Genomic DNA, 23,748 nt, shown 5'->3' with positions numbered 1-23,748 from the left:
TCCCACCAACAAACTAACGCCTTTAGTTTCGGAGGTGGCCATGCCTCTGTCCCGTGACGCCATCGGCACCGCTGACCTGGTCTTCTTCGTCGTCGCGGCGGCCGCGCCGCTCACCGTCATGGCCGGCGTCGCCCCGCTCGCCATCGGCATCGGCGGCGTCGCCGCCCCGCTCGGTTACCTGCTGTCCGGTGTCGTCGTCGGCCTGTTCGCGGCCGGGTTCACGGCCATGAGCGGGCACGTGCGCAACGCGGGCGCCTTCTACGCCTACATCGGCAGAGGCCTCGGCAAGGCGACGGGCCTCGGCTCGGCGTACGTCGCCGTCATCTCCTACAACCTCATCGGCATCGGCCTGATGGCCGCCTTCGGCGTCTTCGCCGCCTCGACCATGGCCGACGTCTTCGGCATGAACGTGCCGTGGCAGATCTGGACCCTGCTGTGCGTCGCCGCGGTCGGCGTGCTCGGCTACCTGAAGATCACGTTGAGCGCCAAGGTGCTGGGCGTCGCCCTCGCGCTGGAGGTGCTGATCCTGCTGGTGTTCGAGGCGGCGGTGCTGGTCGACGGCGGAGGGCTCTCGCTGCGCCCCTTCAACCCCGGCGAGCTGCTGAACGGCGGTGCGGGCGGCATGTTCGTGCTGTCCATCGGCGCCTTCATCGGTTTCGAGGCGACCGCGATCTACGCCGAGGAGGCCCGCGACCCGCAGCGGACCGTGCCCCGCGCGACCTACGCCGCCGTCGCCTTCCTCGCGCTCTTCTACACCTTCACCGTCTGGATGATCATCAACGCGTTCGGCGCGGACAAGGCCGTCGCCGTGGCCAACGGCGAGGGCGGCGCCGACATGGTCTTCACCGCCACGGCCTCCTTCGCGGGGAAGTGGGCGGCGGACGCGATGCACCTGCTGATCGTGACGAGCTGCTTCGCCGCCGCACTGGCCTTCCACAACGCCTCCACCCGCTACTTCTTCGCGCTCGGCCGGGAGGGCGTGCTGCCCAAGCCGCTGGCCAGGATCTCGGAGCACAACGGCTCGCCGTACGTGGCGGTGATCACGCAGGTCGTCCTCTCGGCGGTCGTCATCCTGGCGGGCATTCTCGCGGGCTCCGACCCCTACACCGTGATCTTCCTCTGGACGAACGGGACCGGCATCATCGGGGTGATGGTGCTGCAGGCGCTGGCGGCGCTCTCCGTCGTCGCGTTCTTCTGGAAGGACCGGCGTGGCTACGGCGCGGGCCGGGTGCTGGCCGCGCCGCTGTCGGCGTTCCTCCTGCTCGTGGTGATCATCGTGCTCGTGGTGACCAACTTCGAGCTCATCACCGGCGCGACCGGCACCGTGAACGCCCTGCTCATCCTGCCCGTCCCGCTCGTCTTCGCGCTGGGGGCGCTGCTCGCGCTGCGCATCCGCCGCCGCGATCCCGCCCGCTACGTCGTGCTCACCACGGAGGAAGCCACTCGTGCCTGACCTGCTCTTCACCAACGGCACCATCTGGACCGGTTCCGGCTACGTCGAGGAGCTGGCCGTGTCCGGCGGACGGATCGCGGACCCGGCCCCGGACGGCGCGGCGGCGGATGTGACGGTGATCGACCTGGAGGGCGGCTTCCTCATGCCGTCCTTCGGCGACGGGCACGCCCATCCGCTGTTCGGCGGGCTGGAGGCGCAGGGGCCGCAGATCAAGGACAAGACCACCGTGGAGGAGATCGTCGCCGAGGTCGCCCGCTACGCGGCCGAGAACCCCGCGCTGGAGTGGATCGTCGGCGGCAGCTACGACCCCGCCATCGTGAAGGGCGGCGAGTTCGACGCCCGCTGGCTGGACGCGGCGGTACCCGACCGGCCCGTGGTGCTGCGCGCCTACGACTACCACACGGTGTGGTGCAACACCGCGGCGCTGGAGCGCGCGGGCATCGGCCCCTCGACGCCCGACCCGCGGCTCGGCTGGATCGTGCGCCGCCACGACGGCAGCCCGCTCGGGACGCTCAGGGAGTGGCACGCCTGCGACCTGGTGCTCGACCTCGTGCCCGCCAAGTCGCTCGACGAGCTGGTCGAGGGCCTGGCCGAGGCGAGCGGGGCGATGGCCGCCGCGGGGATCACCTGGGTGCAGGACGCGTGGGTCGAGCCGTACATGGTGGAGGCCTACCTGGAGGCCGCGCGGCGCGGACGGCTCGGCTTCCGCGCCAACCTGGGCTTCCGCGCCGACCCCGACACCTGGACCGCCCAGCGCGCGTGCTTCTCCGCGCTGCGCGCCGAGGTCGACGCTCGATCCGTGGCCGCGGGCGAGCAGCCCTCCCCCGTACGGCACGCCGGGTCGAGCCCCTCGCGGTCACCGCTGACCGCCCGTCCGGACACGCCACTCCAGCAGGACTCCGGTCCCCGCCGTCACGCCGCCCCGGCGAAACTCGTGACCGCGAACACCGTCAAGTTCTTCGCCGACGGCGTCATCGAGGGCGGCACCGCGGCGATGCTGGAGCCGTACGTCGACGCGCCGCACTCCTGCGGCATGCCCGTCTGGGAGCCGGCCGCGCTGGCCGAGGCGGTGGCCGCCTTCGACGCCGACGGCTTCCAGGTGCACATCCACGCGATCGGCGACAGCGGCGTCAGGGCCGCGCTCGACGCGATCGAGTGGGCCGTACGGGACAACCCCGCGTGGGACCGCCGCCCCGTCATCGCCCACACGCAGCTCGTCGCCCCCGACGACCTGCCGCGCTTCGCCGAGCTGGGCGTCATCGCCAACTTCGAGCCGCTGTGGGCCCAGCTCGACCCGCTGCAGACCGAGCTGACGGTGCCCAGGCTCGGCCCCGACCGGGCGGACCTGCAGTACCCGATGGAGACGTTGCGCGCCCTGGGCACGGCGCTGTCGTTCGGCAGCGACTGGCCGGTCAGCTCGCAGGAGCCTCTGCTCGGCGTCCAGATCGCGACGACACGGCAGACCGTGGACGGCACGCCGGCCTGGACGCCCGGCGAGCGGCTCTCCCTGGAGGACGCGCTGCGCGCCTACACCGCGGGGGTGGCCTACCAGGCGTTCGCCGAGGCCGACCGCGGCGCGCTGGAGCCGGGGAAGGCGGCCGACCTGGTGTGGCTGTCGGCCGACCCGCACCGGGTGGACCCGCTGGAGCTGCGCCGCATCGAGGTCCGCGGCACCTGGCTGGAGGGCACGCCCACCTTCTGACCGCCCGCCGCGAGCCGGCACGGGTTCCGGAAGCGCCAGTTCCCAAGAGGTACGACCGCCCGGGCAGCGCAGGTTCCGGGAGGGCCGGGGTCCCGAGGGATACGGCCGCCCGGCCGGCGCGGGTTCCAGGAGGGCCGGGGTCCTAGAGCAGCATGTCGACGTAGACGAGGTTGACGATGACGTGGATGAGGATGATCACCCAGATGTTGCGGTAGCGCGCCCACAGGTAGCCCTGCATCAGGCCGAACATCCCCTGCGCCGCCACGATGGAGGCGACCCCGACGCCGACGGCCGCCGGGTCGATGTGGCTGACGTGCATCGCGGCGAACAGCAGCGCGGTGGCGAGCACGGCGGGCGGCGTGCCGTACAGGGCCTCGAGTCTGGTCTGCAGCCACGCCCGGTAGAAGATCTCCTCCAGCACGCTCGCCGTCAGCAGGGTGATGAGCGAGCCTACGGCGAGCGTGACGGGGTCCGGCAGCTGCTGCGTCAGCGGCGGCGACAGCGGGCTGACCTCCGCCAGCAGGAACCACGCGGCGAACGCGGGCAGCGGCGCCAGCCAGGTCACGGGCGCCGGGATCGACCTCGCGACCGGCCCGCGGCCCCTGATCAGCCGGAAGCCGACCAGCGGCACCACCAGCAGAAGGAGGATCTTGGCGACGGGGTACAGCAGGCCGCGGCCGGCGAGCGCGACCGCGACGGGGAAGGCGAGCGCCGCCCCCAGCAGCAGCCAGGTCTCCTTCACCAGCCGGGGCCGCGGCAGTCCGGCCAGCGGCCGCGGTACGGCCGTGCGCGGCGCGACGAGCGCGGCGAGGACGATCGCGGCCGGGGGTGGCAGCAGCGCCGCCCACAGCGAGACGCCCGTGGCGCCGGGGTCGGCCGACTGGCGGATCACGGTGGTGCCGGTGAGGATCAGCGACGCGTAGGCCACGACGAACACCGCCAGGCCCGCCCCCGTCAGGAGGCCGGTTCTCGACATGGGTTCATGATTGACCCGTTGCCGGCCCTTTTCCTCCTGCGGGGGAATCAGTCCGATGTCATCCTTTGTATTGACAGTCGGGCGCCCATCGAGCGATCCCGGGCTCTCGTCGGGGTCACCCGAGGGCGACCTCGTCCGACACCGGCCTGTTGGCGAAGTGGCAGGCGGCCTGCGCCTCCGGTACGGCCGGCAGCACCCGCAGCGCTTCCGACCTGCACCTGCCGTCCACCCCCGCCGAGGCCGCCGCGCCCGACGCCAGCACCTGGCAGCGAGCGTGGAAGCGGCACCCGCCGGGGATGCGCGTGGGGTCCGGTGGCTCGCCCGTCAGCACCACCCGTTCGGGCGACTCGGGCAGCACCGACAGCAGCGCCTGCGTGTAGGGGTGCTTCGGCTCCTTCAGCACCTCCTCGACGGGGCCGGACTCGACGATCCTGCCGAGGTACATCACCGCGACGCGGTCGGCGATGTTCCACGCCAGCCCGAGGTCGTGGGTGACGACCAGCGCGGAGAGGCCGAGGTCGGCGCGCAGCTTGAGGAGCAGCGCGAGGATCTCGCCGCGGACGCTGGCGTCGAGCGAGGCGACCGGCTCGTCGGCGACCAGCAGGCGGGGGTTCAGCGCGAGCGCCCCGGCGATGACCACGCGCTGGCGCTGGCCGCCCGACAGCTCGTGCGGGTAGCGGAGGAAGAACCGCTCGGGGGGCCGCAGGCCCGCTCTGGCCAGCGCCTCGGCGACGACCTGCGACTCGTCGGGCAGCCCGTGGATGCGCGGGCCCTCGGCGACCGCCTCGTAGACGGTGTGGCGGGGGTTCAGCGAGCCGGTGGGGTCCTGGAGGACGAGCTGGGCCTCGCGGCGGTAGGCCTTGAGCGCCTTGGTGGTGTAGGTGAGGGGCCGCCCGCCGTACAGGACGGTGCCTTCGGTGGGGCGCTCGAGGCCGAGCAGGGTGCGGGCGAGCGTGGTCTTGCCGCAGCCCGACTCGCCGACCAGGGCGACGATCTCGCCCTCGCCGACGGCCAGGTTGACGCCGTCGACGGCGCGGGCGCGCCGGCCCCGCGAGGTGAACTCCACGCGCAGGTCCCGCGCTTCGAGGAGCGTCGTGGTCATGAGATCTCCTTGCCGCCGCTGGAGGCGACTTTCTCCTCGGTACCGTCCTCGCCGGAGGCTGACGCTTCCTCGCCGGAGGGGGACGGGTCCTCCCCGGGAGCCGCCGCGACCTCCGCTGAAGCGGACGCCGCCGCCCCGGAGGGGGACGCGCTCGCGGTCAGGTCGGGGCGGACGCGGACGCAGGCGGCGGTGTGCGGGGCCGCCTCGGTGCCGTCCGCCGGCCACAGCTCGACGTCCAGCGTCGAGCAGATGTCCAGCGCGACCGGGCAGCGCGGATGGAACGCGCACCCCGAGGGCAGGTCCATCGGGTCGGGCGGATCGCCGCCGAGCCCCTTGGGCGCCATGCGGGAGGCGGGGTCGCCGACGGTCGGGAACGCCGCGGCCAGCGCCTTGCTGTAGGGGTGCCGGGCCGCGTGGAACACCTCGTGCGCGGGGCCGTTCTCGACCAGCCGTCCCGCGTACATGACGGCCAGCCGGTCGCACATGTCGGCCAGGACCGACAGGTCGTGGGAGATCATCACCAGGGAGATGCCGTGCGTGGCGATGAGGTCCTTGATCAGTGTGAGGACCTGGGCCTGGACCATCACGTCCAGCGCCGTCGTCGGCTCGTCGGCGATGATCAGGCGCGGCGAGCACGCCAGCGCCATCGCGATCATCACCCGCTGCCGCTGTCCTCCCGACAGCTCGTGCGGGTAGCTGCGGGCCCGCCACGCGGGCAGCCCCACCTGCTCCAGCAGCTCGGCCACCCGCGTACGTGCCTGGGACGGCTGGGCCACGCCGTGCACCAGCAGCGGCTCGGCGATCTGCTCGCCGATGCGCCGCACGGGGTTGAGCCCGTGCTGCGCGCCCTGGAACACGATGGAGGCCTCGGCCCAGCGCACCGCGCGCAGCCGTCCCCACTTCATGGACAGCACGTCCTCGCCGTCGAGCAGGATCCTGCCGTCGACGCGGGCGTCGCGCGGCAGCAGCCGCAGCAGCGCCATGGCCAGCGTCGACTTGCCGGATCCCGACTCGCCCGCGATCCCCAGCGCCTCGCCGGGCGCCAGCGACAGGGTCACGCCGCGGACGGCGGGCACCTGCCCAGAGGCGATGGAGTACGTCACCGAGACGTCCTCGAGTGACAACACGTTCATCGGCTGACCCCCCGGAGGCGTGGGTTGAGCACGGCCTCCATCGCCCGCCCGCACAGCGTGAACGCCAGCACGACCGCGACGATGCAGAGGCCGGGAGCGAGGATGTACCACCAGGCGCCCGCCGTGGCCGCGCCCCAGTCGTAGGATCCGCGCAGCAGCTGGCCCCACGACGCCTTGCCGGAGTCGGCGCCGAGGAAGGCGAGCGTCGACTCGGCGACGATCGCGCTGGCCACCTGCAGGGTGGTGTTGGCCAGGACGAGCGGGGCGACGTTCGGCAGCACGTGGCGGCTCATCACGTGCCAGTGTCCTGCGCCGAGCGCGCGCGACCTCTCGATGTACGGCCTGGCCTCGACGGCCAGCGTCTGGGCCCTGATCAGCCGGGCCGTGGAGGCCCACGAGGTGACGCCGATCGCCAGGATGATCGTGGAGGTGCTGCCGCCCAGGATGGCCGAGAGCACCAGCGCGAGCACCAGCGAGGGCAGCACGAGGAACCAGTCGGTGATCCGCATCAGCGCCGCGGAGGCCCAGCCCCTGAAGTGGCCCGCCGCGATGCCGACGATCGTGCCGATCACCATGCTGAGCAGCGCGGACATGAATCCGATGAGCAGCGAGACGCGCGAGCCCCACAGGACCATCAGCAGGATCGAGCGTCCCGACTCGTCGGTGCCCAGCGGGAAGTCGAGGCTCGGCGGGGCCATCTTGGCGCCGGTCGCCTTCGTGACGTCCATGCCGGTGGGGTCGGTGACCAGGGGTGTGATCAGCGCGAGCACGACGAAGACCGCCAGGACGACGGCCCCGACCACGCCCGCCCGCTGCCGGCGGTACTGCTGCCAGAACCGGGTCAGCGACGCGCGCCTGCGCGCCCACGTCACGGCGCTCATGCCGACCTCACCCTCGGGTCAAGAACGTGGTAGGCCACGTCGGCCAGCGTGTTCATGATGATCACGGCGACGCAGACGACCATGAACGTGCCCTGCATGACAGCGAAGTCGGGCCCCTTGATCGCCTCGTAGAACAGCAGGCCGAGGCCGGGCCAGGAGTAGACGGTCTCGACGGAGACGGCGCCGCCGACCACGAACCCGATGTGGATGAAGACGAGCGTCACCGTCGGCAGCAGCGCGTTCGGTACGGCGTGCCGCCGCCGTACCAGGTCGTCGCGCAGCCCCTTGGCGCGCGCGGTGGTCACGTAGTCCTGGCCGATCTCGTCGAGCAGCGACGAGCGCATGACCAGCAGGTACTGCGCGTAGACGACGGCGACCAGGGTGAGGCACGGCAGCACCATGTGGTGGGCGACGTCGAGCACGTAGCCGAAGCCGTCGGGAGCGTCGACGCTCTCCATGCCGCGCGTGGGGAACAGGCCGGGGATCGGGCCGATGCCCGCGCCGAGGACCATGAGCAGCAGCAGGCCGAGCCAGAAGGTCGGCACCGACCACAGCACGAGCGAGGCGCCCGTGGAGAAGCGGTCGAGGCGGCCACCGTGGTTCCACGCGGCGCGGGTGCCCTGCCACAGGCCGAGGCCCACCGCGATGAGCAGGCCGACGCCGGTCAGCAGCAGCGTGGGGCCGAACCGCTCGCCGATGAGGTCCGTCACCGGCCGCTTGTACTCGTAGGAGGTGCCGAGGTCGAACTGCAGGGTGCGCAGCACGAAGTCGGCGAACTGCTGCATGAGCGGCTTGTCCAGGCCCATCTGCCGGCGCAGCAGCTCGATCTGGTCGGGGCTGAGCGGTACGTCTCGCGTGTAGGCGATGACCGGGTCGCCGGGGATCAGGCGGAACAGGAAGAACGTCGCGACGATCACCATCGCGATGCTGAGCAGCGCCCCGCCGAGCTTGGTCAGGGCGTATCTGAGCGTGCCCCGGGAGGTGGGGCGGTCCTCGCCGGGACCCGCCGCCGCCTGGACGGCGGCGGGTTCGGTTTCGAGCGGGGTGGCCATTACTCGCGGTCGTCCGACGTGGTCTTGCGCCGCCTGGACAGCAGGAAGCCGCCGGCGCCGAGGACCACCACGGCCGCCGCCGCGATGCCGATGATCAGGCCGGTGTTGGAGCCGCCGCCGGCGCCGCCCGAGCCGCCGGCGGGCGCGGCCTTGGCGTCGAGGGTGACCATCGGGTAGCCGCTGACACCGCCGTACAGGATGCCCTCACCCTGCTTGCCGGCCGGGACCGGGGTGATGCTGGTGATCCTGTCCTTGCGGTACAGCTCGAGGTTGTTCGGGTAGTAGAGCGCGATGACCGGCGCGTCGGTGTAGAGGCGACGCTGCATCTGCTTGATCATGTCGGCCCGCTTGGCGGTGTCGAGCTCCTTGAGCTGCGACTGGTACAGCCCCTCGTACTCCTTGTCGCAGTAGAAGGACTCGGTGCCGCCGCCCTCGCCCGAGGGGGTGGGCCGCCTGCTGCACAGGTGCGTGGCCAGGACCTCTTCGGGGTCGGGGTTGACCGACCAGCCGCTGATCGCGATGTCGAACAGGGCGGTGCTGCCGGTCTCCTCGGTGAACTTGTTGGAGTCGAGCTTGCGGGTGGTCAGCGTGATGCCGATCTCCTTGAACCACCCGGTGAGGAACTGGGCGAGCTTGTCCTCGGTCGGGGTGTCGGTGTGGATGCTGAAGCGCATCTCCAGCTTCCGCTTGCCGTCGGGCATCGTGCGGACGCCGTCGGCGCCCTTCTTGTACCCGGCCTCGTCGAGGATCTGGTTGGCCTTGGCCAGGTCGAAGGTGACCTTCTCCTCGCCCTCGGCCTGCCAGAAGAAGTTGGTGTACATCGGGGGCACGATCGAGCCGTCGGCCGGCACCGCCAGGCCGTTCTGGACCTGGTCGACGAGGGTCTTCTTGTCGATCGCGTAGTGGATGGCCTGGCGGACCTTCGGGTCCTTCAGCGCCGGGTGGCCGTCACCGACCGGCTTGTCGTCGGAGGTGGTGGCGCCGTGGTTGATCTGCAGGTACGCGGCGCGGCGGCCGGGGGTGTTCCACTGCATGATGTTCGGGTCACCGGCGCCCGCCTCGAACTGCGGCGCGGCCAGGCGGCCGATCAGGTCGATGTCGCCCTTCTTGAGGCCCGCGATGGCGGCCTCGGGGTTCTCGTAGAAGATGACCTGCAGCTCGTCGATCTTGGGCTTGCCCTGCCAGTAGTTCGGGTTCGCCTTGAGCTTGACGTAGCTGTCCTTCTTGTGCTCGATCGGGATGTACGCGCCGTTGGTGACCGCGGGGTAGACCTCGTTCTCGAACGTGGCCATGTCGCCGACCTTCTCCCAGACGTGCTTGGGCACGATCGGGATCGGGTTCGACAGCATCGACGCCTGCGGCGCCTTGGTCTTGATGACCAGGGTCCGGTCGTCGGTCGCGGTGACGGAGGCGAAGTTCTCCACGGCCGGGCCGTTGCCGGTCTTGGCCGCGTCATCCGTCATGATCTTGTTGAAGGTCCACGCCGCGTCGTGGGCGGTGACCGGCTGGCCGTCCGACCACTTGGTGTCGCGGATCTTGAAGGTCCAGGTGAGCCCGTCGTCGGAGGACTCCCACGACTCCGCCAGGTCGGGGCTGGGCTGCAGGGTCTTGGGGTCGGGCGTGGTGAGGAACAGGTACGTCCACCGCTGGAGCTGGCCTGCGATCAGCCGTACCGCGAGGAAGGGGTTCATCGAGTCGACCGACTGGATGGAACCGATCCTGACCGTCTTCTTGCCCGTCGTAGCCGGATCTGCCTGGGCGGCGGTGACCGGCGCCGCCAGTGCTAGAGCCACCCCGAGCGCCGCCAGGCGCGCGAGCCATTTACCCATTGGTGCCTCACTCTCAGGCAGGGGGGAGACCTGTTGTAGAGAAAGGCACACCATCCCAACATCACGTGTCAACGAGAGTCGGAAAATTGTTTCACTCTCGTTTCCATTCGCGGTGTTATTTTTCACCCGGTCTCGGTGACCTGACCCCCGTCCACCCGCAGCCGCCGGTCCACCCGTACGGCGTCGAGCATCCTGCGGTCGTGGGTGACCAGCAGCAGCGTGCCGGGGTAGCCGGCGAGCGCCGACTCCAGCTGCTCGATCGCCGGCAGGTCGAGATGGTTGGTCGGCTCGTCGAGCACCAGCAGGTTGACCCCTCTGGCCTGCAGCAGGGCCAGCGCGGCACGGGTCCGCTCACCCGGTGACAGCGTGTCGGCGGGCCGGAGCACGTGGTCGGCCTTCAGCCCGAACTTGGCCAGCAGCGTGCGCACCTCGCCGGGCGGCATCTCGTCGGAGAACGACTCGACCAGCGGCGCCGACCCCTCGAAGAGCCTGCGGGCCTGGTCGACCTCGCCGACCACGACGCCGGGGCCGAGCGCCGCGTGGCCGGCGTCGAGCGCCAGCCTGCCGAGCATGGCACCGAGCAGGGTCGTCTTGCCCGAGCCGTTCGCGCCGGTGATCGCCACCCGTTCGGCCCAGCCGATCTCCAGATCGATCGGGCCGAGCGTGAAGGCGCCCCGCCTGACCACGGCACCGCGCATCGTGGCCACCACCGCGCCCGCGCGCGGAGCCGCCGCGATCTCCATCCGGAGCTCCCACTCCTTGCGCGGCTCCTCGACGACCTCCAGCCGCTCGATCATCTTGTCGGTCTGCCGGGCCTTGGCGGCCTGCTTCTCCGTGGTCTCGACGCGGGCGTTGCGACCGATCTTGTCGTTGTCCCGCTGCTTCCTGCGGGCGTTCTTGACGCCCTTCTCCATCCAGGCACGCTGGGTGCGGGCGCGCAGCTCCAGCTCGGAGCGCGTCTCGGCGTACTCCTCGTAGCGCTCGCGGGCGTGCCTGCGGGCGACCTCGCGCTCGTCCAGGTAGGCCTGGTAGCCGCCGCCGTACAGGTGGACCTGCTGCTGGGCCAGGTCGAGCTCCAGCACCGAGGTGACCGTCCTGGCCAGGAACTCGCGGTCGTGGCTGACCACCACGGTGCCCGCCCGCAGCCCCTTCACGAACGCCTCGAGCCGGTCGAGCCCGTCGAGGTCGAGGTCGTTGGTCGGCTCGTCGAGCAGGAACAGGTCGTAGCGGCTGAGCAGCAGCGAAGCCAGCCCCGCGCGGGCGGCCTGGCCGCCGGACAGCGACGTCATCGGCTGTTCGAGGTCGATCGCGAGCCCGAGGTCGGCCGCCACCTCGTCCGCGCGCTCCTCCAGGTCCGCGCCGCCGAGCGACAGCCAGCGCTCCAGCGCGACGCTGTAGGCGTCGTCGGCGCCGGGGCGCGACTCCACCAGGGCCTGCGTGGCGGCGTCGAGATCGGCCTGCGCCTTCGTGACCCCGGTACGGCGGGCGAGGAAGCGCCGCACCGTCTCGTCCTGGCGCCGCTCCGGCTCCTGGGGAAGGTGACCGACCACCGCCGTGGGCGGACTGAGCCGGATCGAACCGCTCTCCGGCTGGTCGATCGCGGCGAGGAGACGGAGCAGCGTCGACTTGCCCGCGCCGTTGGCTCCCACGAGCCCGATGACGTCGCCGGGGGCGACCACGAGATCCAGCCCGGAGAACAGGACCCGATCGCCGTGGCCGGCGGCGAGACCTTTCGCGACAAGTGTTGCGCTCATAAGACCCGTTAGCGTAATCGCATGCCGCGCACCCGCATAACGCTTCTCGCCGTCGTCACGATCGTTCTCGGCCTCGTGACCAGGCCTTTCTCGAAGTACGCGGGTGACGCGTTCTACACGGTGCTGCTGTACTGGATCGTGGTGTTCGCCGTCCCGCGGGTGCGGCCCGTGGTGGCGGCGGGGGTGGCGCTGGCGGCGAGCTGGGCGATCGAGTTCGCGCAGCTGCTGAACCTGCCGCGGGTGCTGGCGCCGGTGCTGGGCAGCACGTTCAACCCGCCCGACCTGTTCTGGTACGCCGTGGGCGCGGCGGCCGCCTGCGCCTTCCACCACCTGGTCCGCCACCGTCCGGCCACCCGGGAGTGACCCTCTCGGCTCCTGCTGTCGAATGCCACGGCCGAGAAGGAACTCGCGGCGGAACCCCTTGACCACAGGCCGCGCGCCGGGCTTCACATCGTGATCCACCCGGCGTGCAGGTCGTCGAGTCGCAGCCGACCCCTAGTGGCAGCCGCCCGAGCCGCAGCACGACCCGCCCGCCTGAGCCAGCATGATCGTGTCCTGGCGGCCGGCCAGCTCGTAGCCCGCCTCCGTGACGGCGGCCTCCACCAGCGCGTCGTCCAGCGGCGCCGCGCTGGTCACGGTGACGGCCCTGTTCGCCAGGTCCACCTGCACCTCGCTCACCCCGGCCACCTTGCCCACCTCGGCGGTCACCGAGCTGACGCAGTGTCCGCAGGTCATTCCCTCGACCTGATACGTGGTAACGGTCATCGATCTCTCCTCACTGCTGGGAAGCCCGTGCGCATCACTATATACCCCCCAGGGGTTTATGCGCATAGATCCCCTTCCTCAGGGCACGGCGACGAGCATGAGAAACATCGCCTTCCTCGTCGCCCCCGAAGGCGTCGAGCAGATCGAACTGACCGAACCGTGGAAGGCCGTCACCCAGGCCGGCGGCACGCCGCAGCTCATCTCCACGCGATCCGGCCAGATCCAGGCCTTCAACCACCTCGACAAAGCTGACGAATTCCCGGTGGACGCCACCGTGTCGGAGGTCTCGGCCGCCGACTTCGACGGACTCGTCCTGCCCGGCGGCGTCGCGAACCCGGACTTCCTGCGCATGCAACCGGATGCCGTCCGCTTCGTGCGCGACTTCTTCGACGCGGGCAAGCCCGTCGCCGCCATCTGCCACGCGCCGTGGACGCTCATCGAGGCCGACGTGGTCCGCGGGCGCACGCTCACCTCGTGGCCCAGCCTCAGGACCGACCTGCGCAACGCGGGCGCGACCTGGGAGGACAAGGAGGTCGTCGTCTGCACGGCCGGCCCCAGCACGCTGGTCACCAGCCGCAAACCGGACGACCTGAAAGCCTTCGACCAGGCCACCGTCGACGCCTTCAGCTGACCGCGACCACCGAGCGGGCGCGCCGAGCGAGCGCGCCGTAAAACCGCACGGCCGGGCGCGCCGGGCCACACGGCGGGGTGCGCCGGGTCGGCCGGTCAGCCGGTGAGGGCGTGGCCGGCCGCCACGCGCGGGCCTCTGAGCAGGGCCAGCGCGGCGATCGCGCCTGCCGTACCGAAGATCGCGATGGCGCCGCCCGCGCCCGTGAACTCGGCCACGATCCCCGCCACCACCATCGCCAGCCCCTGCGCCGCCGTCAGCGCGGCCGCGATGACACCGACCGCGCCGCCGCGCCGCTCGTCGGGCACCAGCGCCACGAACTCGGCGTTGGCCACCACCTGGTAGGCGGTCAGCGCCCCGCAGGCCACCAGCAGCACCAGCATCACCGCCAGCGGCGGCAGCGCGGCGGCGCCGAGCAGCGGCACGAAGCTCGCCAGCGCGAGCGGCCCGAGCAGGCGCGCCCGCCGTTCCGGCCGCACCCTCGTGGTCAGCACGAACGTCCCCGCCACGTACCCGGCGGGGATGGCGGCCATGAGCAGGCTCGCCAGGTCCTCGTCCAGCCCGATCTGCCTGCCGTACGGCACGGCGAGCGCGAGCGGCGTCATCGAGAAGGCGGCCAGCAGCGCCAGCATGGCCAGCCACCGGAGCCGGGGATGCCCGGTGATCGTCTCGACGCGGTCGCGCAGCCGCGCCTTCTCGGCCCGCGCCGGCTCCGAGGGCGGGTACGCCGCCAGGCCGGCGAGAAGCGTCGCCGAGAGCGCGAACGTGCCGGCGTCGATCACGAACGCGGCCCCCGGCCCCGTCGCGGCGACGACGAGACCGCCGACCAGGAAGCCGGCGACGTAGGTGACCTGGTTGGTCACGTGGTAGGCGGCCACGCCGACGGTGTAGCGGTCACCGTCGAGCATCTGGGGCAGGATGGCGGCCCTCGCGGCGCGCGCGGGCGACTCCAGCGCCTGCACGGCGAAGAGCAACACGTAAAGCCCGACCAGCGGCATTCCGGGGATGGCGACCAGGATGACGAGAATCGCTCGGGCGAGATCCGCGGAAACCATCACATTTCTGCGCGGATATCGGTCGGCGAGAACCGCGAGCAGCGAGCCGCCCATAATCGCCGGAAGATAGGTGAGCGCGTAGGACAGCGCGGTCATCCATGCCGACGACGTCCGCTGGTAGACCAGGACGACCACCGCCACCCGGGCCAGTTGGTCACCCAGTTCGGAGATGACGGTCGCGCCCCAGAGACGGCGGAATTCCGCGACGGAGAAGACCTCCCGGAAGCCCACTGACCGCTTTCCCATGGATCATCGCCACCCGTATCCAGAGATCGCAAACGGTTGCAACCTAACAAGATCGAGTGAAGAGATCAAGGACTTGAAATACCCCGGGCAATTGTCGATCATTACGAACGCAGCCTGGATCGCTTTTATCACCATAACGAGCGAAAAATCACGATTCATGCTGTGGGCATCCCGAGGGGAAGGGGGTGGCACCGTGCAGCGCGGAGTCTCCTGGACCTGACCGGCGGCCAACCACCTCGTACGGCTGGCCTCGCCAGCCGTACACCCCCGCCCCGCATGTCATCTCGGGACCCGGCGAAGACCGAGCCAACGCCCCCGCCCCGCACGCCAACTTGGGACCCGGCGAAGACCGGGCCGCCAGCGCGCCCGCCCCGCACGCCATCTCGGGACCCGGCGAAGAGCCGGACCGCCCCAGCGTGCCCGCCCCGCGTGTCAGCCGGACCTCGGGACCCGGCGAACGGTGAGCCATCCCAGCGCGCCCGCCCCCGCCGGCAGTGCTGGAGGGAGATCAGGCCGTCAAGGCCGTGGCCAGCTCGCGCACCGAGCTCTTGAGCCGTTCGACGCCCAGCAGGCGCACCAGCTCACCGTCGAACGCGGCCAGCAGCGTGTGGGCGAGGAACGCGGCGTCCCTGTCCGGCCGGGCCTCGGCGATCAGCGCCGTGACATGCGTGTGCCAGCGCAGGTAGGTCGGATCGGCGTACTTGTCCTCCGCGCAGGCCCGCTCGTGCGCCGCGAACAGCGCGATGTTGCGCCCCGCCAGGTCGGCCAGCTCGTCGAGGAACCCGAGCAGCCGCTCCCTGGCCGGGACGGCCCGGTCCTCCGCGGCGATCCGCGCGGCCAGCCGTTCGGCCCGCTCGGCCAGCAGTTCCTGGAACAGCCCCGTCCGGCTGCCGAACCTGCGGAACACCGTGCCCTTGCCCACGCCCGCCGCCTCGGCGACGCGGTCGAGCGAGACGCTCTCGCCCGCGGCGAGCAGTTCCTCGGCGGCCCGCAGGATCGCCTCGCGGTTCCTGGTCGCGTCCGATCGCACGCCCCACGCCCCTCTTGTAAACGGACTGACGGTCCCCATACTATCAACCGGACCGACAGTCCGTTTCGTCTCGAAGGAGCGTCATGCGTGCGCTGAAGGAGCTGAAGCCGGTCCAGGCGCCCGAGCCCGTACCCGGGCCGGGAGAGGTGCTGGTCGAGGTCCGCCACGTCTCGGCCAACCACGGCGAGCTCAAGTACCCGCACCTCGGCGGCCACGACGCCGCCGGCATCGTGCTGGACGGCCCGCGCAAGGGCGACAGGGTCGTGGCGTTCGGCGCCGGCGCGTGGGCGGAGCGGGCCGTCTTCCCCGAGTCGTCCGTGGCCACCGTCCCCGACGGCGTCGACCTCGCCGACGCCGCCGCCCTGCCGATGGCGGGCCTCACCGCGTTGCGCGCGCTCCGCGCGGCCGGGCCGCTGCTCGGCCGGCGCGTGCTGGTCACCGGCGCCTCGGGCGGCGTGGGCAGGATCGCCGTCCAGCTCGCCCACCGCGCGGGCGCGCACGTGATCGCCGTCGCCCGCCGCGGCGAAGGGCTGCGCGAGCTGGGCGCCGACCAGGTGATCTCCTCACTCGAGGCACTCGAGGCACTCGAGGCGCTCGACGCGGTCGACCCGGTCGACGTCGTGCTCGAACTGCTCGGCGGCCCGCATCTGGTCAGGTCATGGGAGCTGCTCGCGCCCGGCGGCAACCTGCAGAGCATCGGCTGGGCCTCGGGCGAGCCGGCCGCGTTCACCTCGCTGTTCGCGCTCGGCGCCGCCCGATCGATCCACTCGTTCGGCGACGTCTCTCACCCCGGCCCCGACCTGGCGATCCTCGTCGACCTCGTGGCCCGCGGCCTGCTGTCGCCCGAGATCGGCTGGCGCGGCTCGTGGGAGCGCGTCGGCGAGGCCGCCAACGCGCTCTTCGGCGGCCGGATCAGCGGGAAGATCGTGCTGGACGTGACCTGATCCGCTCGTGCCCCGGGTCGTACGGCGGGCGCTGCTCGACCGTGGCCGCCACCCAGGTGCCGTCCACACCGACGGTCACGTTCTCCGGACGCCCGCTCAGGTACACGTAGGCGATCGAGGCGTCCACCCGATGCCCGTACCCGCCGCTGGTCACCCTGCCGGCGGGCGCGCCGTCGACCCGCACGGGCTCACCGCCCAGGCACACCCGCCGCGGGTCGGCCAGCAGCAGGCACCGCAGCGTCCGCTCCGGCGCGGGATCCAGCGCGTCCTTGCCGAGGAAGTCCTTGCCCGCCTGGACGGCGAAGCCCAGCCCCGCCTCGTACGGCGTCGTCTCGGGAGTGATGTCCAGGCCCCAGATCCGGTAGCCCTTCTCCAGGCGCATCGAGTCGATGGCCCGGTAGCCCCCGGGACGCATGCCGTACGGCATGCCCGCCGCCACGAGCGCGTCCCACAGGGTCAGGCCGTACTCGGCCGGGCAGTACAGCTCCCAGCCGTACTCGCCCACGAACGTCACCCGCTGCGCCAGCACCGGCACGTGCGCCACGCTGATCCGCCGGGCCTGCAGGTACGGGAAGCCGAGGTCGTCGTCGCACAGTTGCTCCAGGACGGCGCCCGCCTGCGGGCCCCACAGGCAGTAGCAGGCGTAGGCGGAGGTCACGTCCGTGACGTCGAGGCCGTGGCGGCGCAGCCAGGCGGCGTCGTGCGTGCCGTACGCGGTGCCGGTGACCAGGCGGAACCTGTCCTCGCCGAGCCGGGTGACGGTCAGGTCGGCCTCGATGCCGCCCCGCCGGTTGAGCAGCTGGGTGTAGACGACCGCGCCGACGTTCCTGTCGATCTCGTTGGCGCACAGCCACTGGAGCCGGTCGAGCACGCCCGGCCCCGACACCTCCAGCTTCGCGAACGACGTCTGGTCGAACAGGCCCGCCGCGTCCCTCGTGGCCAGGCACTCCTCCCGTACGGCAGGCGACCACACCCGGCCCGCCCAGCCCAGCGGTCGCGGCCCGTCGCCGGTGGCGTTGGAGCCGTACCAGTTGACCCGCTCCCATCCGGCCTTCTCCCCGAACTCGGCGTCGAGCCCGGCCTGCCGCGCCCAGGCCGGCGAGCGGCGCAGCGGCCTGGCGGCGACGCGCTCCTCGCCCGGATAGACGATGTCGTAGTACTTCGCGTAGGAATCGAGTGCCTTGGCGCGCGCCCACCGCCCCGACCCCGCGTAGCTTCCGAACCGCCGGACGTCCATCCCGAACAGGTCGTACTCGGGCACCCCTTCGACGATCCACTCCGCCATCACCTTGCCCACGCCGCCGGCGGCCGCCAGCCCGTGGACGCAGAAGCCAGCGGCGACCCAGAACCCGCGCACCGCCGTCTCCCCCAGCAGGAACTCGCCGTCGGGGGTGAACGCCTCTGGCCCGTGCACGATCCGCGCCACCTGCGACGGGTCGAAGTCGTCGGTGGTGCGTTCGGCGACGACCGGCAGCCGGTGCCTGGCCGCCGCCCACGACTCCCTGAACTTCGGCAGGTTCGGCTCGAACAGCATCCTCGACTCGGCCAGCGGGTCGGCCGCGTCCCAGATCTCGGGAGTGCGGATGTAGCCGCCGACCAGGATCCCGCCCTCGTGCTCCCGGAAGTAGACGATGTTGTCGGGGTCGCGCACCGTCGGCGTGGCCGCGGGGATGCCGGCGGGGTGCGTCACGACGTACTGGTGCTTGATGGGCACGATCGGGACGTCCACCCCCGCCAGTGCCCCCACCTTTCCCGCCGCCGCGCCCGCGCAGTTCACGACCGTCCCGGTGGTGACCGTCCAGGTCTCCTCGCCTCCCGCGGCGGACGCCAGGCGGACCGCGCGGACCGCGCCCGCGGCCACGTCGATCCCGGTGACGCGCACGCCCGTGACGATCCGGACGCCGAGCTTCGCCGCCCCCTCCGCCAGGGCACGCGCCAGCGCGGCAGGGTCCAGCCACCCGTCGCCCGGCAGCCACAGCGAGGCGAGGACGTCCTCGTCGTTCAGCATGGGCATCAGGTCATGGGTCTGCCTGCCGGACAGCAGCGACATCTCCAGGCCGTAGGTCTCGGCGGCGCCGGCCTGCCGTACCAGCTCCTCCACCCGCTCGTGCGTGGTCGCCAGCCGCAGCCCGCCGACGCCGTGCCAGCCGGGATCGAGCCCGGTGAGCTCGGCCAGCTCGGGGTAGAGCCCGGCCGAATACATGATCATGCGTGTCTGCGTGACCGTGGAGCGCAGCTGCCCGACGAACCCGGCCGAGTGCCAGGTGGTGCCCTCGGTCAGCTCGTGCCGCTCGACGAGCACGACATCACGCCAGCCGAGGCGGGCCAGGTGGTAGGCCACGCTGCAACCGGCCACACCCCCGCCGATCACGATCGCCTGTGCCGAATCGGGTATGTCCATGATCGAAACCGCCCTGTACGTATGAGAAACGCGCTAGGTGGACCGCCACCAGAACCCGGATCTGGCGCGGAGGGGTGGCGGAGGTCTGATGGGCGCATTTCTCATGAGTCACCTTGCCCACAGCAGCGGAATGGTCTAAATGTAGGCCAAAGGGAGTCGCGTATGCCAGACGTGATCGAGTTGGTCTCCGACTGGGCCGGGCGGCCGGTCAGGCAGACCCCCATCAAGGGCGGCCTCAGTCACCTGATCGCCAAGGTCGAGACGGGGGACGGCGAGCGATGGCTGCTGCGCGTGCTGGATCCCGCGGTGTGCGCGGCCGGCCTGGGCATTCCGATCGAGCAGGAGATCGAGAACACGATCAGGGCCGCCGAGACCGGCGTCGGGCCCGCGGTGCTGCGCCATTTTCCCGAGGCGCACGCACTGTTGATCGAATACCTGGACGGCATCACCCTTAACGCCGGACAAATCAACAAAAATCTCGAAAAGGTGGCGCTGGCCTGCCGGCGCCTCCACGCCGGACCCCGCTTCGTCAACGATTTCTCGATCTTCGCCAAGCTGCGCGAGTTCCGCGCCCGCTGCCAGGCTCATGACCTGGCGGTTCCGCCCGGTTACGACGACATCCTTCCCGCGGTGGCGGACATCGAGCGGGCGATCCCCGCGTTCCCCACCGTTCCGTGCCACAACGACCTGCTGGCCGAGAACTTCATCGCCCAGGACGACGAGATCCGCATCGTCGACTACCAACTCTCGGGCAACAACGACCCCGCCTTCGAGCTCGGCGACATAGCGGCCGAGGCGGACCTCGACCCCGACCAGACCGCACGCCTGGCCAGGGCCTACTTCAACAGCGGCGACCACGACTCCCGCGTCCAGCTCTTCAAGATCATGTCGAACGTGACGTGGACCCTGTGGTTCTCCGTCCACCACGGCCTGCTCGTACGGCAGGCCGACTTCGACTACGAGGCCGAAGCGGCGGGCAAGTTCGCGCGAGCCGTACGAGACCTGGACGGCGTCGGCCGCCTGATCGACGACGTCCGGAGGCACTAGCACAACCCGAGGAGATCCCATGACATTAGACGAGGATTCCAGGCGGCTCGCCGAGCTCGGCTACAAGCAGGAACTGTCGAGGACCTGGAGCGGTTTCTCCAACTTCGCCATCTCTTTCTCGATCATCTCGATCCTGGCCGGCTGCTTCACCACCTTCGGCCAGGCATGGAACAACGGCGGTCCGATCGCCATCTCCTGGGGCTGGCCGCTGATCTCGATGTTCATCCTGATCATCGGCTTCTGCATGTCGGAGCTGGTGTCGGCGTATCCGACGGCGGGCGGCATCTACTGGTGGGCGGCGAGGATGGGCAAGCCGATCCACGGCTGGTTCACCGGCTGGCTCAACCTCATCGGGCTCGTCGCCGTCACCGCGTCCGTCGACTACGGCTGCGCGACGTTCCTCAACATCACGCTCAACCGCCTGACCGGCGGCGCCTGGGAGGCCACGCTCTCCCAGGCGTTCCTGCTGTTCGTGATCGTGCTGGTGCTGCACGCCCTGATCAACATCTTCAGCCACCGGCTCATCTCGCTGCTGCAGAACATCTCGGTCTGGTGGCACGTGGCAGGCGCGGCGATCGTGGTCGCCATCCTGGTCTTCGCGCCGAGCGAGCACCAGACGCTCGGCTTCGTGTTCACCGAGACGATCAACAACTCGGGCTTCTCCGACTCCACGTTCTGGTGGTTCGTGCTGCCGCTGGGCTTCCTGCTCACGCAGTACACGATCACCGGGTTCGACGCGTGCGCGCACGTCTCGGAGGAGACCCAGGGGGCGTCGATGTCGGCGGCCAAGGGACTGTGGCAGTCGATCTTCTACTCGGCGGTCGGCGGCTGGGTCCTGCTGTTATCGTTCCTGTTCGCCGCCACGAACGTCGACGAGATCAACAAGCAGTTCGGCTTCGTCGGCGCCATCTTCGACACGGCGCTGCCGGCGAACCTGGCCACGGCGGTCTTCGCCATCTCCACCATCGGCCAGTTCTTCTGCGGGATGAGCTGCGTGACCTCGATGTCGCGCATGACCTACGCCTTCTCCCGCGACGGGGCCGTCCCCGGCTGGCGGCTGTGGTCGAAGGTGGACGGCAACCGCACGCCGGTGAACGCGATCATCGCCGGCTGCGTCGCCGCCGGGCTGATCACGCTGCCCGCCCTCTACGCGCCCGCCGGCCTCGGCACGCCGATCGCCTTCTACGCCGTCGTCTCGATGGCGGTGATCGGCCTCTACCTGGCCTTCCTGATCCCGATCTACCTGCGGCTGCGCATGGGCGACGGCTTCGTGCCCGGCCCGTGGACGCTGGGCCCGAAGTACAAGGTGCTCGGCTGGATCGCCGTCGCCGAGATCGTGATCATCTCGATCTACTTCATCATGCCGCTCTCGCCCGCGGGCGTGCCCTGGAGCCCGGACTTCACCTGGACGGCGGTGAACTACTCGCCCATCGCCGTGGGCGGGGTCCTGATCGGCATCGCGCTGTGGTGGCGGCTGTCGGCCAGGAAGTGGTTCACCGGCCCTCGCCGCACCATCGAGGAAACCGTCGACGGCGCCATCGACGAGACCGTCGGCTGAGCCACCGGGGGTACGGCGGCGCCCGCCGTACCCCCGATGCTTGCAAATTGCTAGCATGACTCCATGGCCACCCTCTACATTCGAGATGTGCCCGAAACCGTTGCGGAAGCGCTCAAGGAGCGGGCGGCAGAAGCAGGAATGTCCCTGTCCGCGTATGTCGCCAGGGAGCTTGCCGATCTCGCCGCCCGGCCGACCAATGCCGAGATCGTCAGCCGTCTGAAGTCGCGGGATCGCAGCGGCGGTCCCTCAACCGCCGACATCCTCGAGGCCGTCTCGGAGAGCAGGCGATGATTGTCATTGCCTCGTCGGCGATGGTGGAGGCCCTCACCGGTCGCGATGCCGACTGCGAACTCCTCGACGCCCTCCGGGGCAGCATCCACGCGCCTCATCTGCTGGACGTCGAGGTTCTCTCCACGCTCCGTGGGCTCGCACTGGCCGGAAAACTGTCCCGGGAGGCGGCCGAGCAGGCCCGCATCGACTACTTCGCCCTCCACATCTCCCGCTACGAACTCCAAGGACTCGCGGAACGGGTGTGGGAGTTGCGACACAACTACACGGCTTATGACGCCTGCTACCTCACCCTCGCCGAGGCCCTCGAAGCGCCACTGATCACATGCGACGGCAAGCTGGTAGGCAACGCCCACGACGCCGAGGTGCGGGTCTTTCCCCGTTGAGGTCGAGCGCGAAGGCGCTCAGGAGGCGTCGAAGGCGCCGGCCACGGCGGTGCGGACCTGGGCCATGTCGGCGGAGCCCCGCTCGCGCAGGAGGGAGGTCATGTCGGCCTCGGGCATGCCGCACGGGACCGCCCACGTCCACGGCTCGAGGTCGCCGTCGACGTTGAGGGCGAAGCCGTGGCTGGTGACGCCGCGCGACTGGCGCATGCCGATGGAGACGATCTTGCGGCGGGTCTCGGTGGTCCAGACGCCGGTGAGCAGTTCGGAGCCGGGCGGGGTGTCGCGGCGTTCGGCCGACAGCCCCAGCTCGGCCAGGGCGGCGACCAGGCGCAGCTCGACCTCGCGCACGTAGTCGACGATCCCCTCGTCGTCGCCGAGCTTGACGATGAGGTAGCCGACCAGCTGGCCGGGCCCGTGGTAGGTGAGCTGGCCGCCCCTGCCCGTCTCCACCACGGGGATGCCCCGGGCGGGGTCGGGCAGGTGGTGCAGCGGGGTGCGCCTGCCGACGGTGAAGACCGAGGGGTGGCTGAGCAGCCACAGCGTGTCGGGACGCGCGTCGCGCTGGCGTTCGTCGACCAGCTCCGCCATGCGTTCCATGGCCTTGTCGTAGTCGACGAGTTCGTCCTGGATGAGCGTCAGCGACCGTTCCCTCATGCTTCGAGCATAGGCGGGGTCAGTGGCGCTCAGGTCCGTTGGGCATGAGGATCCAGAGGATGACGTAGAGGACCCACAGCGGTCCGGGGATCAGGGAGAGCAGCAGCCACAGGATCCTGACGAGGGTGGGCGGCAGGCCCAGACGGTCGGCGATCCCGCCGCAGACGCCGGCGATGATGCGGTGTTCTCTCGAGCGGTGCATCGAGTCCTCCGTGTGGTGTCGTTTCACCCGTTCAACGGAGCTGCCCACGATCGACGTTCCTAGCCGCGACCCTGATTGAACCCTGACAGGGTCAGCCACCGCTCGGCCATGGCCAGATGTCGCAAGGTCAGGCCGTGGCGCGGGTCGACCGGCACGAGCAGGAAGTCGTCGACACCCTGATGCCTGCGGAGATACTCCTCATCGGCGTGCCACAGGTGGTCGTCGAACCAGACGAACGGCCTGCCCCGGACGTAGTCGGCGACACAGGGGGTCTTGAACGACTCGCCCCGCTCGCTCGGCCGCCGGTGCTCCATCGAGACGACCGGCAGCTGGGGCAGGCCGATCCTCGGGGCGATCCACTCGTTGGCGCTGTGCTCCCAGGTGGTCGCCCACACCAGCTCGGCGCGCGTCCTGATGGCCAGCTCCATGAGCCTGGCGCCATGGCGGGCGTTGAGGTGGACGGTGTAGGAGTCTGCACCGATTGTGCAGGTATATCGCCTGAAGTCCGCATTGGGGCGGCCGAACGGGTTGAGCACGCCGTCGACGTCCACGAGCAGCAGGGGCCTCACCCGATTCACCCTAGGGCGCCCTTCATCGATCCGCACGTTCTGCGGGCACGACCCCGGCTCCCGGTGCGTGGGCCGGCCATGCGGCCCCCTCAC

23 protein-coding genes are annotated in these 23,748 nt (G+C 70.8%); 9 read left to right on the top strand and 14 right to left on the bottom strand.

Translation table 11 applies throughout. The features are described 5' to 3' along the window. Window positions 1-40: 40 nt before the first annotated feature. Both ACWENQ_RS40635 and ACWENQ_RS40630 read left to right on the top strand, forming a co-directional pair. A complete protein-coding gene (locus ACWENQ_RS40635) occupies window positions 41-1,453 on the top strand; it encodes an APC family permease (protein WP_452419062.1) in 1,413 nt (470 codons plus the stop codon). After that, window positions 1,446-3,155, top strand: coding sequence for an amidohydrolase (locus ACWENQ_RS40630; RefSeq protein WP_452419061.1), 1,710 nt, complete (start codon window positions 1,446-1,448; stop codon window positions 3,153-3,155). Before ACWENQ_RS40635 ends, ACWENQ_RS40630 begins: the two co-directional genes overlap by 8 nt. A gap of 142 nt (window positions 3,156-3,297) precedes the next feature. Here the strand turns inward: ACWENQ_RS40630 and ACWENQ_RS40625 are convergent, their stop codons facing one another. The 7 genes from ACWENQ_RS40625 to ACWENQ_RS40595 form a co-directional block, all read right to left on the bottom strand. Continuing rightward, the gene (locus tag ACWENQ_RS40625; protein WP_452419060.1) at window positions 3,298-4,131 is read right to left on the bottom strand and encodes a CPBP family intramembrane glutamic endopeptidase; all 834 of its coding nucleotides are present in this window, start codon (window positions 4,129-4,131) and stop codon (window positions 3,298-3,300) included. 115 nt (window positions 4,132-4,246) lie between these two features. Continuing rightward, complete coding sequence (locus tag ACWENQ_RS40620; RefSeq protein ID WP_449914647.1) at window positions 4,247-5,233, bottom strand: ABC transporter ATP-binding protein; 987 nt, start codon at window positions 5,231-5,233, stop codon at window positions 4,247-4,249. Continuing rightward, window positions 5,230-6,366, bottom strand: a complete 1,137-nt coding sequence (locus tag ACWENQ_RS40615) for an ABC transporter ATP-binding protein (protein ID WP_452419058.1) — start codon at window positions 6,364-6,366, stop codon at window positions 5,230-5,232. Before ACWENQ_RS40615 ends, ACWENQ_RS40620 begins: the two co-directional genes overlap by 4 nt. After that, window positions 6,363-7,247 carry an ABC transporter permease gene (locus tag ACWENQ_RS40610; RefSeq protein WP_452419057.1) on the bottom strand — a complete coding sequence of 295 codons (885 nt, stop codon included), beginning with the start codon at window positions 7,245-7,247 and terminating at the stop codon, window positions 6,363-6,365. Before ACWENQ_RS40610 ends, ACWENQ_RS40615 begins: the two co-directional genes overlap by 4 nt. Next, window positions 7,244-8,299 (bottom strand): ABC transporter permease, encoded by a 1,056-nt coding sequence (locus tag ACWENQ_RS40605; protein WP_354919722.1) that lies wholly within the window; start codon window positions 8,297-8,299, stop codon window positions 7,244-7,246. Before ACWENQ_RS40605 ends, ACWENQ_RS40610 begins: the two co-directional genes overlap by 4 nt. Beyond that, on the bottom strand, window positions 8,299-10,128 hold the full coding sequence (locus ACWENQ_RS40600; RefSeq protein WP_452419056.1) for an ABC transporter substrate-binding protein: 1,830 nt from the start codon (window positions 10,126-10,128) through the stop codon (window positions 8,299-8,301). Before ACWENQ_RS40600 ends, ACWENQ_RS40605 begins: the two co-directional genes overlap by 1 nt. 122 nt (window positions 10,129-10,250) lie before the next feature. After that, entirely contained in the window at window positions 10,251-11,882 is a 1,632-nt protein-coding gene (locus ACWENQ_RS40595) for an ABC-F family ATP-binding cassette domain-containing protein (RefSeq protein ID WP_449914656.1), read from the bottom strand. A 21-nt stretch (window positions 11,883-11,903) separates the two neighbouring features. Here ACWENQ_RS40595 and ACWENQ_RS40590 point away from each other — a divergent pair, with 21 nt between their 5' ends. Further along, window positions 11,904-12,245, top strand: a complete 342-nt coding sequence (locus ACWENQ_RS40590) for a ribosomal maturation YjgA family protein (protein WP_452419054.1) — start codon at window positions 11,904-11,906, stop codon at window positions 12,243-12,245. Window positions 12,246-12,377: 132 nt separating this feature from the next. Here the strand turns inward: ACWENQ_RS40590 and ACWENQ_RS40585 are convergent, their stop codons facing one another. Continuing rightward, the gene (locus tag ACWENQ_RS40585) at window positions 12,378-12,647 is read right to left on the bottom strand and encodes a heavy-metal-associated domain-containing protein (protein WP_449914658.1); all 270 of its coding nucleotides are present in this window, start codon (window positions 12,645-12,647) and stop codon (window positions 12,378-12,380) included. Window positions 12,648-12,744: 97 nt separating this feature from the next. Between ACWENQ_RS40585 and ACWENQ_RS40580 the strand changes: the two genes are divergently transcribed. Next, complete coding sequence (locus tag ACWENQ_RS40580; RefSeq protein WP_452419053.1) at window positions 12,745-13,278, top strand: type 1 glutamine amidotransferase domain-containing protein; 534 nt, start codon at window positions 12,745-12,747, stop codon at window positions 13,276-13,278. Between the two features lie 95 nt (window positions 13,279-13,373). On the opposite strand, the gene ACWENQ_RS40575 is transcribed toward ACWENQ_RS40580, so the two are convergent. Then, a complete protein-coding gene (locus ACWENQ_RS40575; RefSeq protein WP_452419052.1) occupies window positions 13,374-14,576 on the bottom strand; it encodes an MFS transporter in 1,203 nt (400 codons plus the stop codon). Window positions 14,577-15,084: 508 nt separating this feature from the next. Further along, entirely contained in the window at window positions 15,085-15,606 is a 522-nt protein-coding gene (locus ACWENQ_RS40570; protein WP_452419050.1) for a TetR/AcrR family transcriptional regulator, read from the bottom strand. Window positions 15,607-15,689: 83 nt separating this feature from the next. On the opposite strand from ACWENQ_RS40570, the gene ACWENQ_RS40565 reads away from it, so the two are divergent. After that, window positions 15,690-16,550, top strand: coding sequence for a zinc-binding dehydrogenase (locus ACWENQ_RS40565; RefSeq protein WP_452419049.1), 861 nt, complete (start codon window positions 15,690-15,692; stop codon window positions 16,548-16,550). Here ACWENQ_RS40565 and ACWENQ_RS40560 read toward each other — a convergent pair. After that, a complete protein-coding gene (locus ACWENQ_RS40560; RefSeq protein WP_452419047.1) occupies window positions 16,519-18,951 on the bottom strand; it encodes a GcvT family protein in 2,433 nt (810 codons plus the stop codon). The two genes, ACWENQ_RS40565 and ACWENQ_RS40560, sit on opposite strands and share 32 nt — an antisense overlap. A 162-nt stretch (window positions 18,952-19,113) precedes the next feature. Between ACWENQ_RS40560 and ACWENQ_RS40555 the strand changes: the two genes are divergently transcribed. The 4 genes from ACWENQ_RS40555 (at window position 19,114) to ACWENQ_RS40540 (ending at window position 22,230) form a co-directional block, all read left to right on the top strand. Then, window positions 19,114-19,998 carry a phosphotransferase gene (locus ACWENQ_RS40555; RefSeq protein ID WP_452419046.1) on the top strand — a complete coding sequence of 295 codons (885 nt, stop codon included), beginning with the start codon at window positions 19,114-19,116 and terminating at the stop codon, window positions 19,996-19,998. 19 nt (window positions 19,999-20,017) lie between these two features. Further along, the gene (locus ACWENQ_RS40550) at window positions 20,018-21,556 is read left to right on the top strand and encodes an amino acid permease (RefSeq protein ID WP_452419045.1); all 1,539 of its coding nucleotides are present in this window, start codon (window positions 20,018-20,020) and stop codon (window positions 21,554-21,556) included. 63 nt (window positions 21,557-21,619) lie between these two features. Continuing rightward, window positions 21,620-21,847: a FitA-like ribbon-helix-helix domain-containing protein gene (locus ACWENQ_RS40545; protein WP_452419043.1), complete on the top strand. Its 228-nt coding sequence runs from the start codon at window positions 21,620-21,622 to the stop codon at window positions 21,845-21,847. Next, complete coding sequence (locus ACWENQ_RS40540; RefSeq protein ID WP_452419041.1) at window positions 21,844-22,230, top strand: type II toxin-antitoxin system VapC family toxin; 387 nt, start codon at window positions 21,844-21,846, stop codon at window positions 22,228-22,230. Before ACWENQ_RS40545 ends, ACWENQ_RS40540 begins: the two co-directional genes overlap by 4 nt. Window positions 22,231-22,248: 18 nt before the next feature. Here the strand turns inward: ACWENQ_RS40540 and lipB are convergent, their stop codons facing one another. The 3 genes from lipB to ACWENQ_RS40525 are packed head-to-tail and all read right to left on the bottom strand — an operon-like array spanning window position 22,249 to window position 23,655. Continuing rightward, a complete protein-coding gene (gene lipB / locus ACWENQ_RS40535; protein ID WP_449914678.1) occupies window positions 22,249-22,884 on the bottom strand; it encodes a lipoyl(octanoyl) transferase LipB in 636 nt (211 codons plus the stop codon). Between the two features lie 19 nt (window positions 22,885-22,903). Continuing rightward, the gene (locus ACWENQ_RS40530; RefSeq protein ID WP_354919678.1) at window positions 22,904-23,086 is read right to left on the bottom strand and encodes a PspC domain-containing protein; all 183 of its coding nucleotides are present in this window, start codon (window positions 23,084-23,086) and stop codon (window positions 22,904-22,906) included. Between the two features lie 59 nt (window positions 23,087-23,145). Further along, window positions 23,146-23,655, bottom strand: coding sequence for an HAD domain-containing protein (locus ACWENQ_RS40525; RefSeq protein ID WP_449914681.1), 510 nt, complete (start codon window positions 23,653-23,655; stop codon window positions 23,146-23,148). Window positions 23,656-23,748: the final 93 nt, after the last annotated feature.

It is taken from the genome of Nonomuraea sp. NPDC004354 (assembly GCF_053602555.1).
This window is presented reverse-complemented; position numbering and strand designations above follow the sequence as displayed.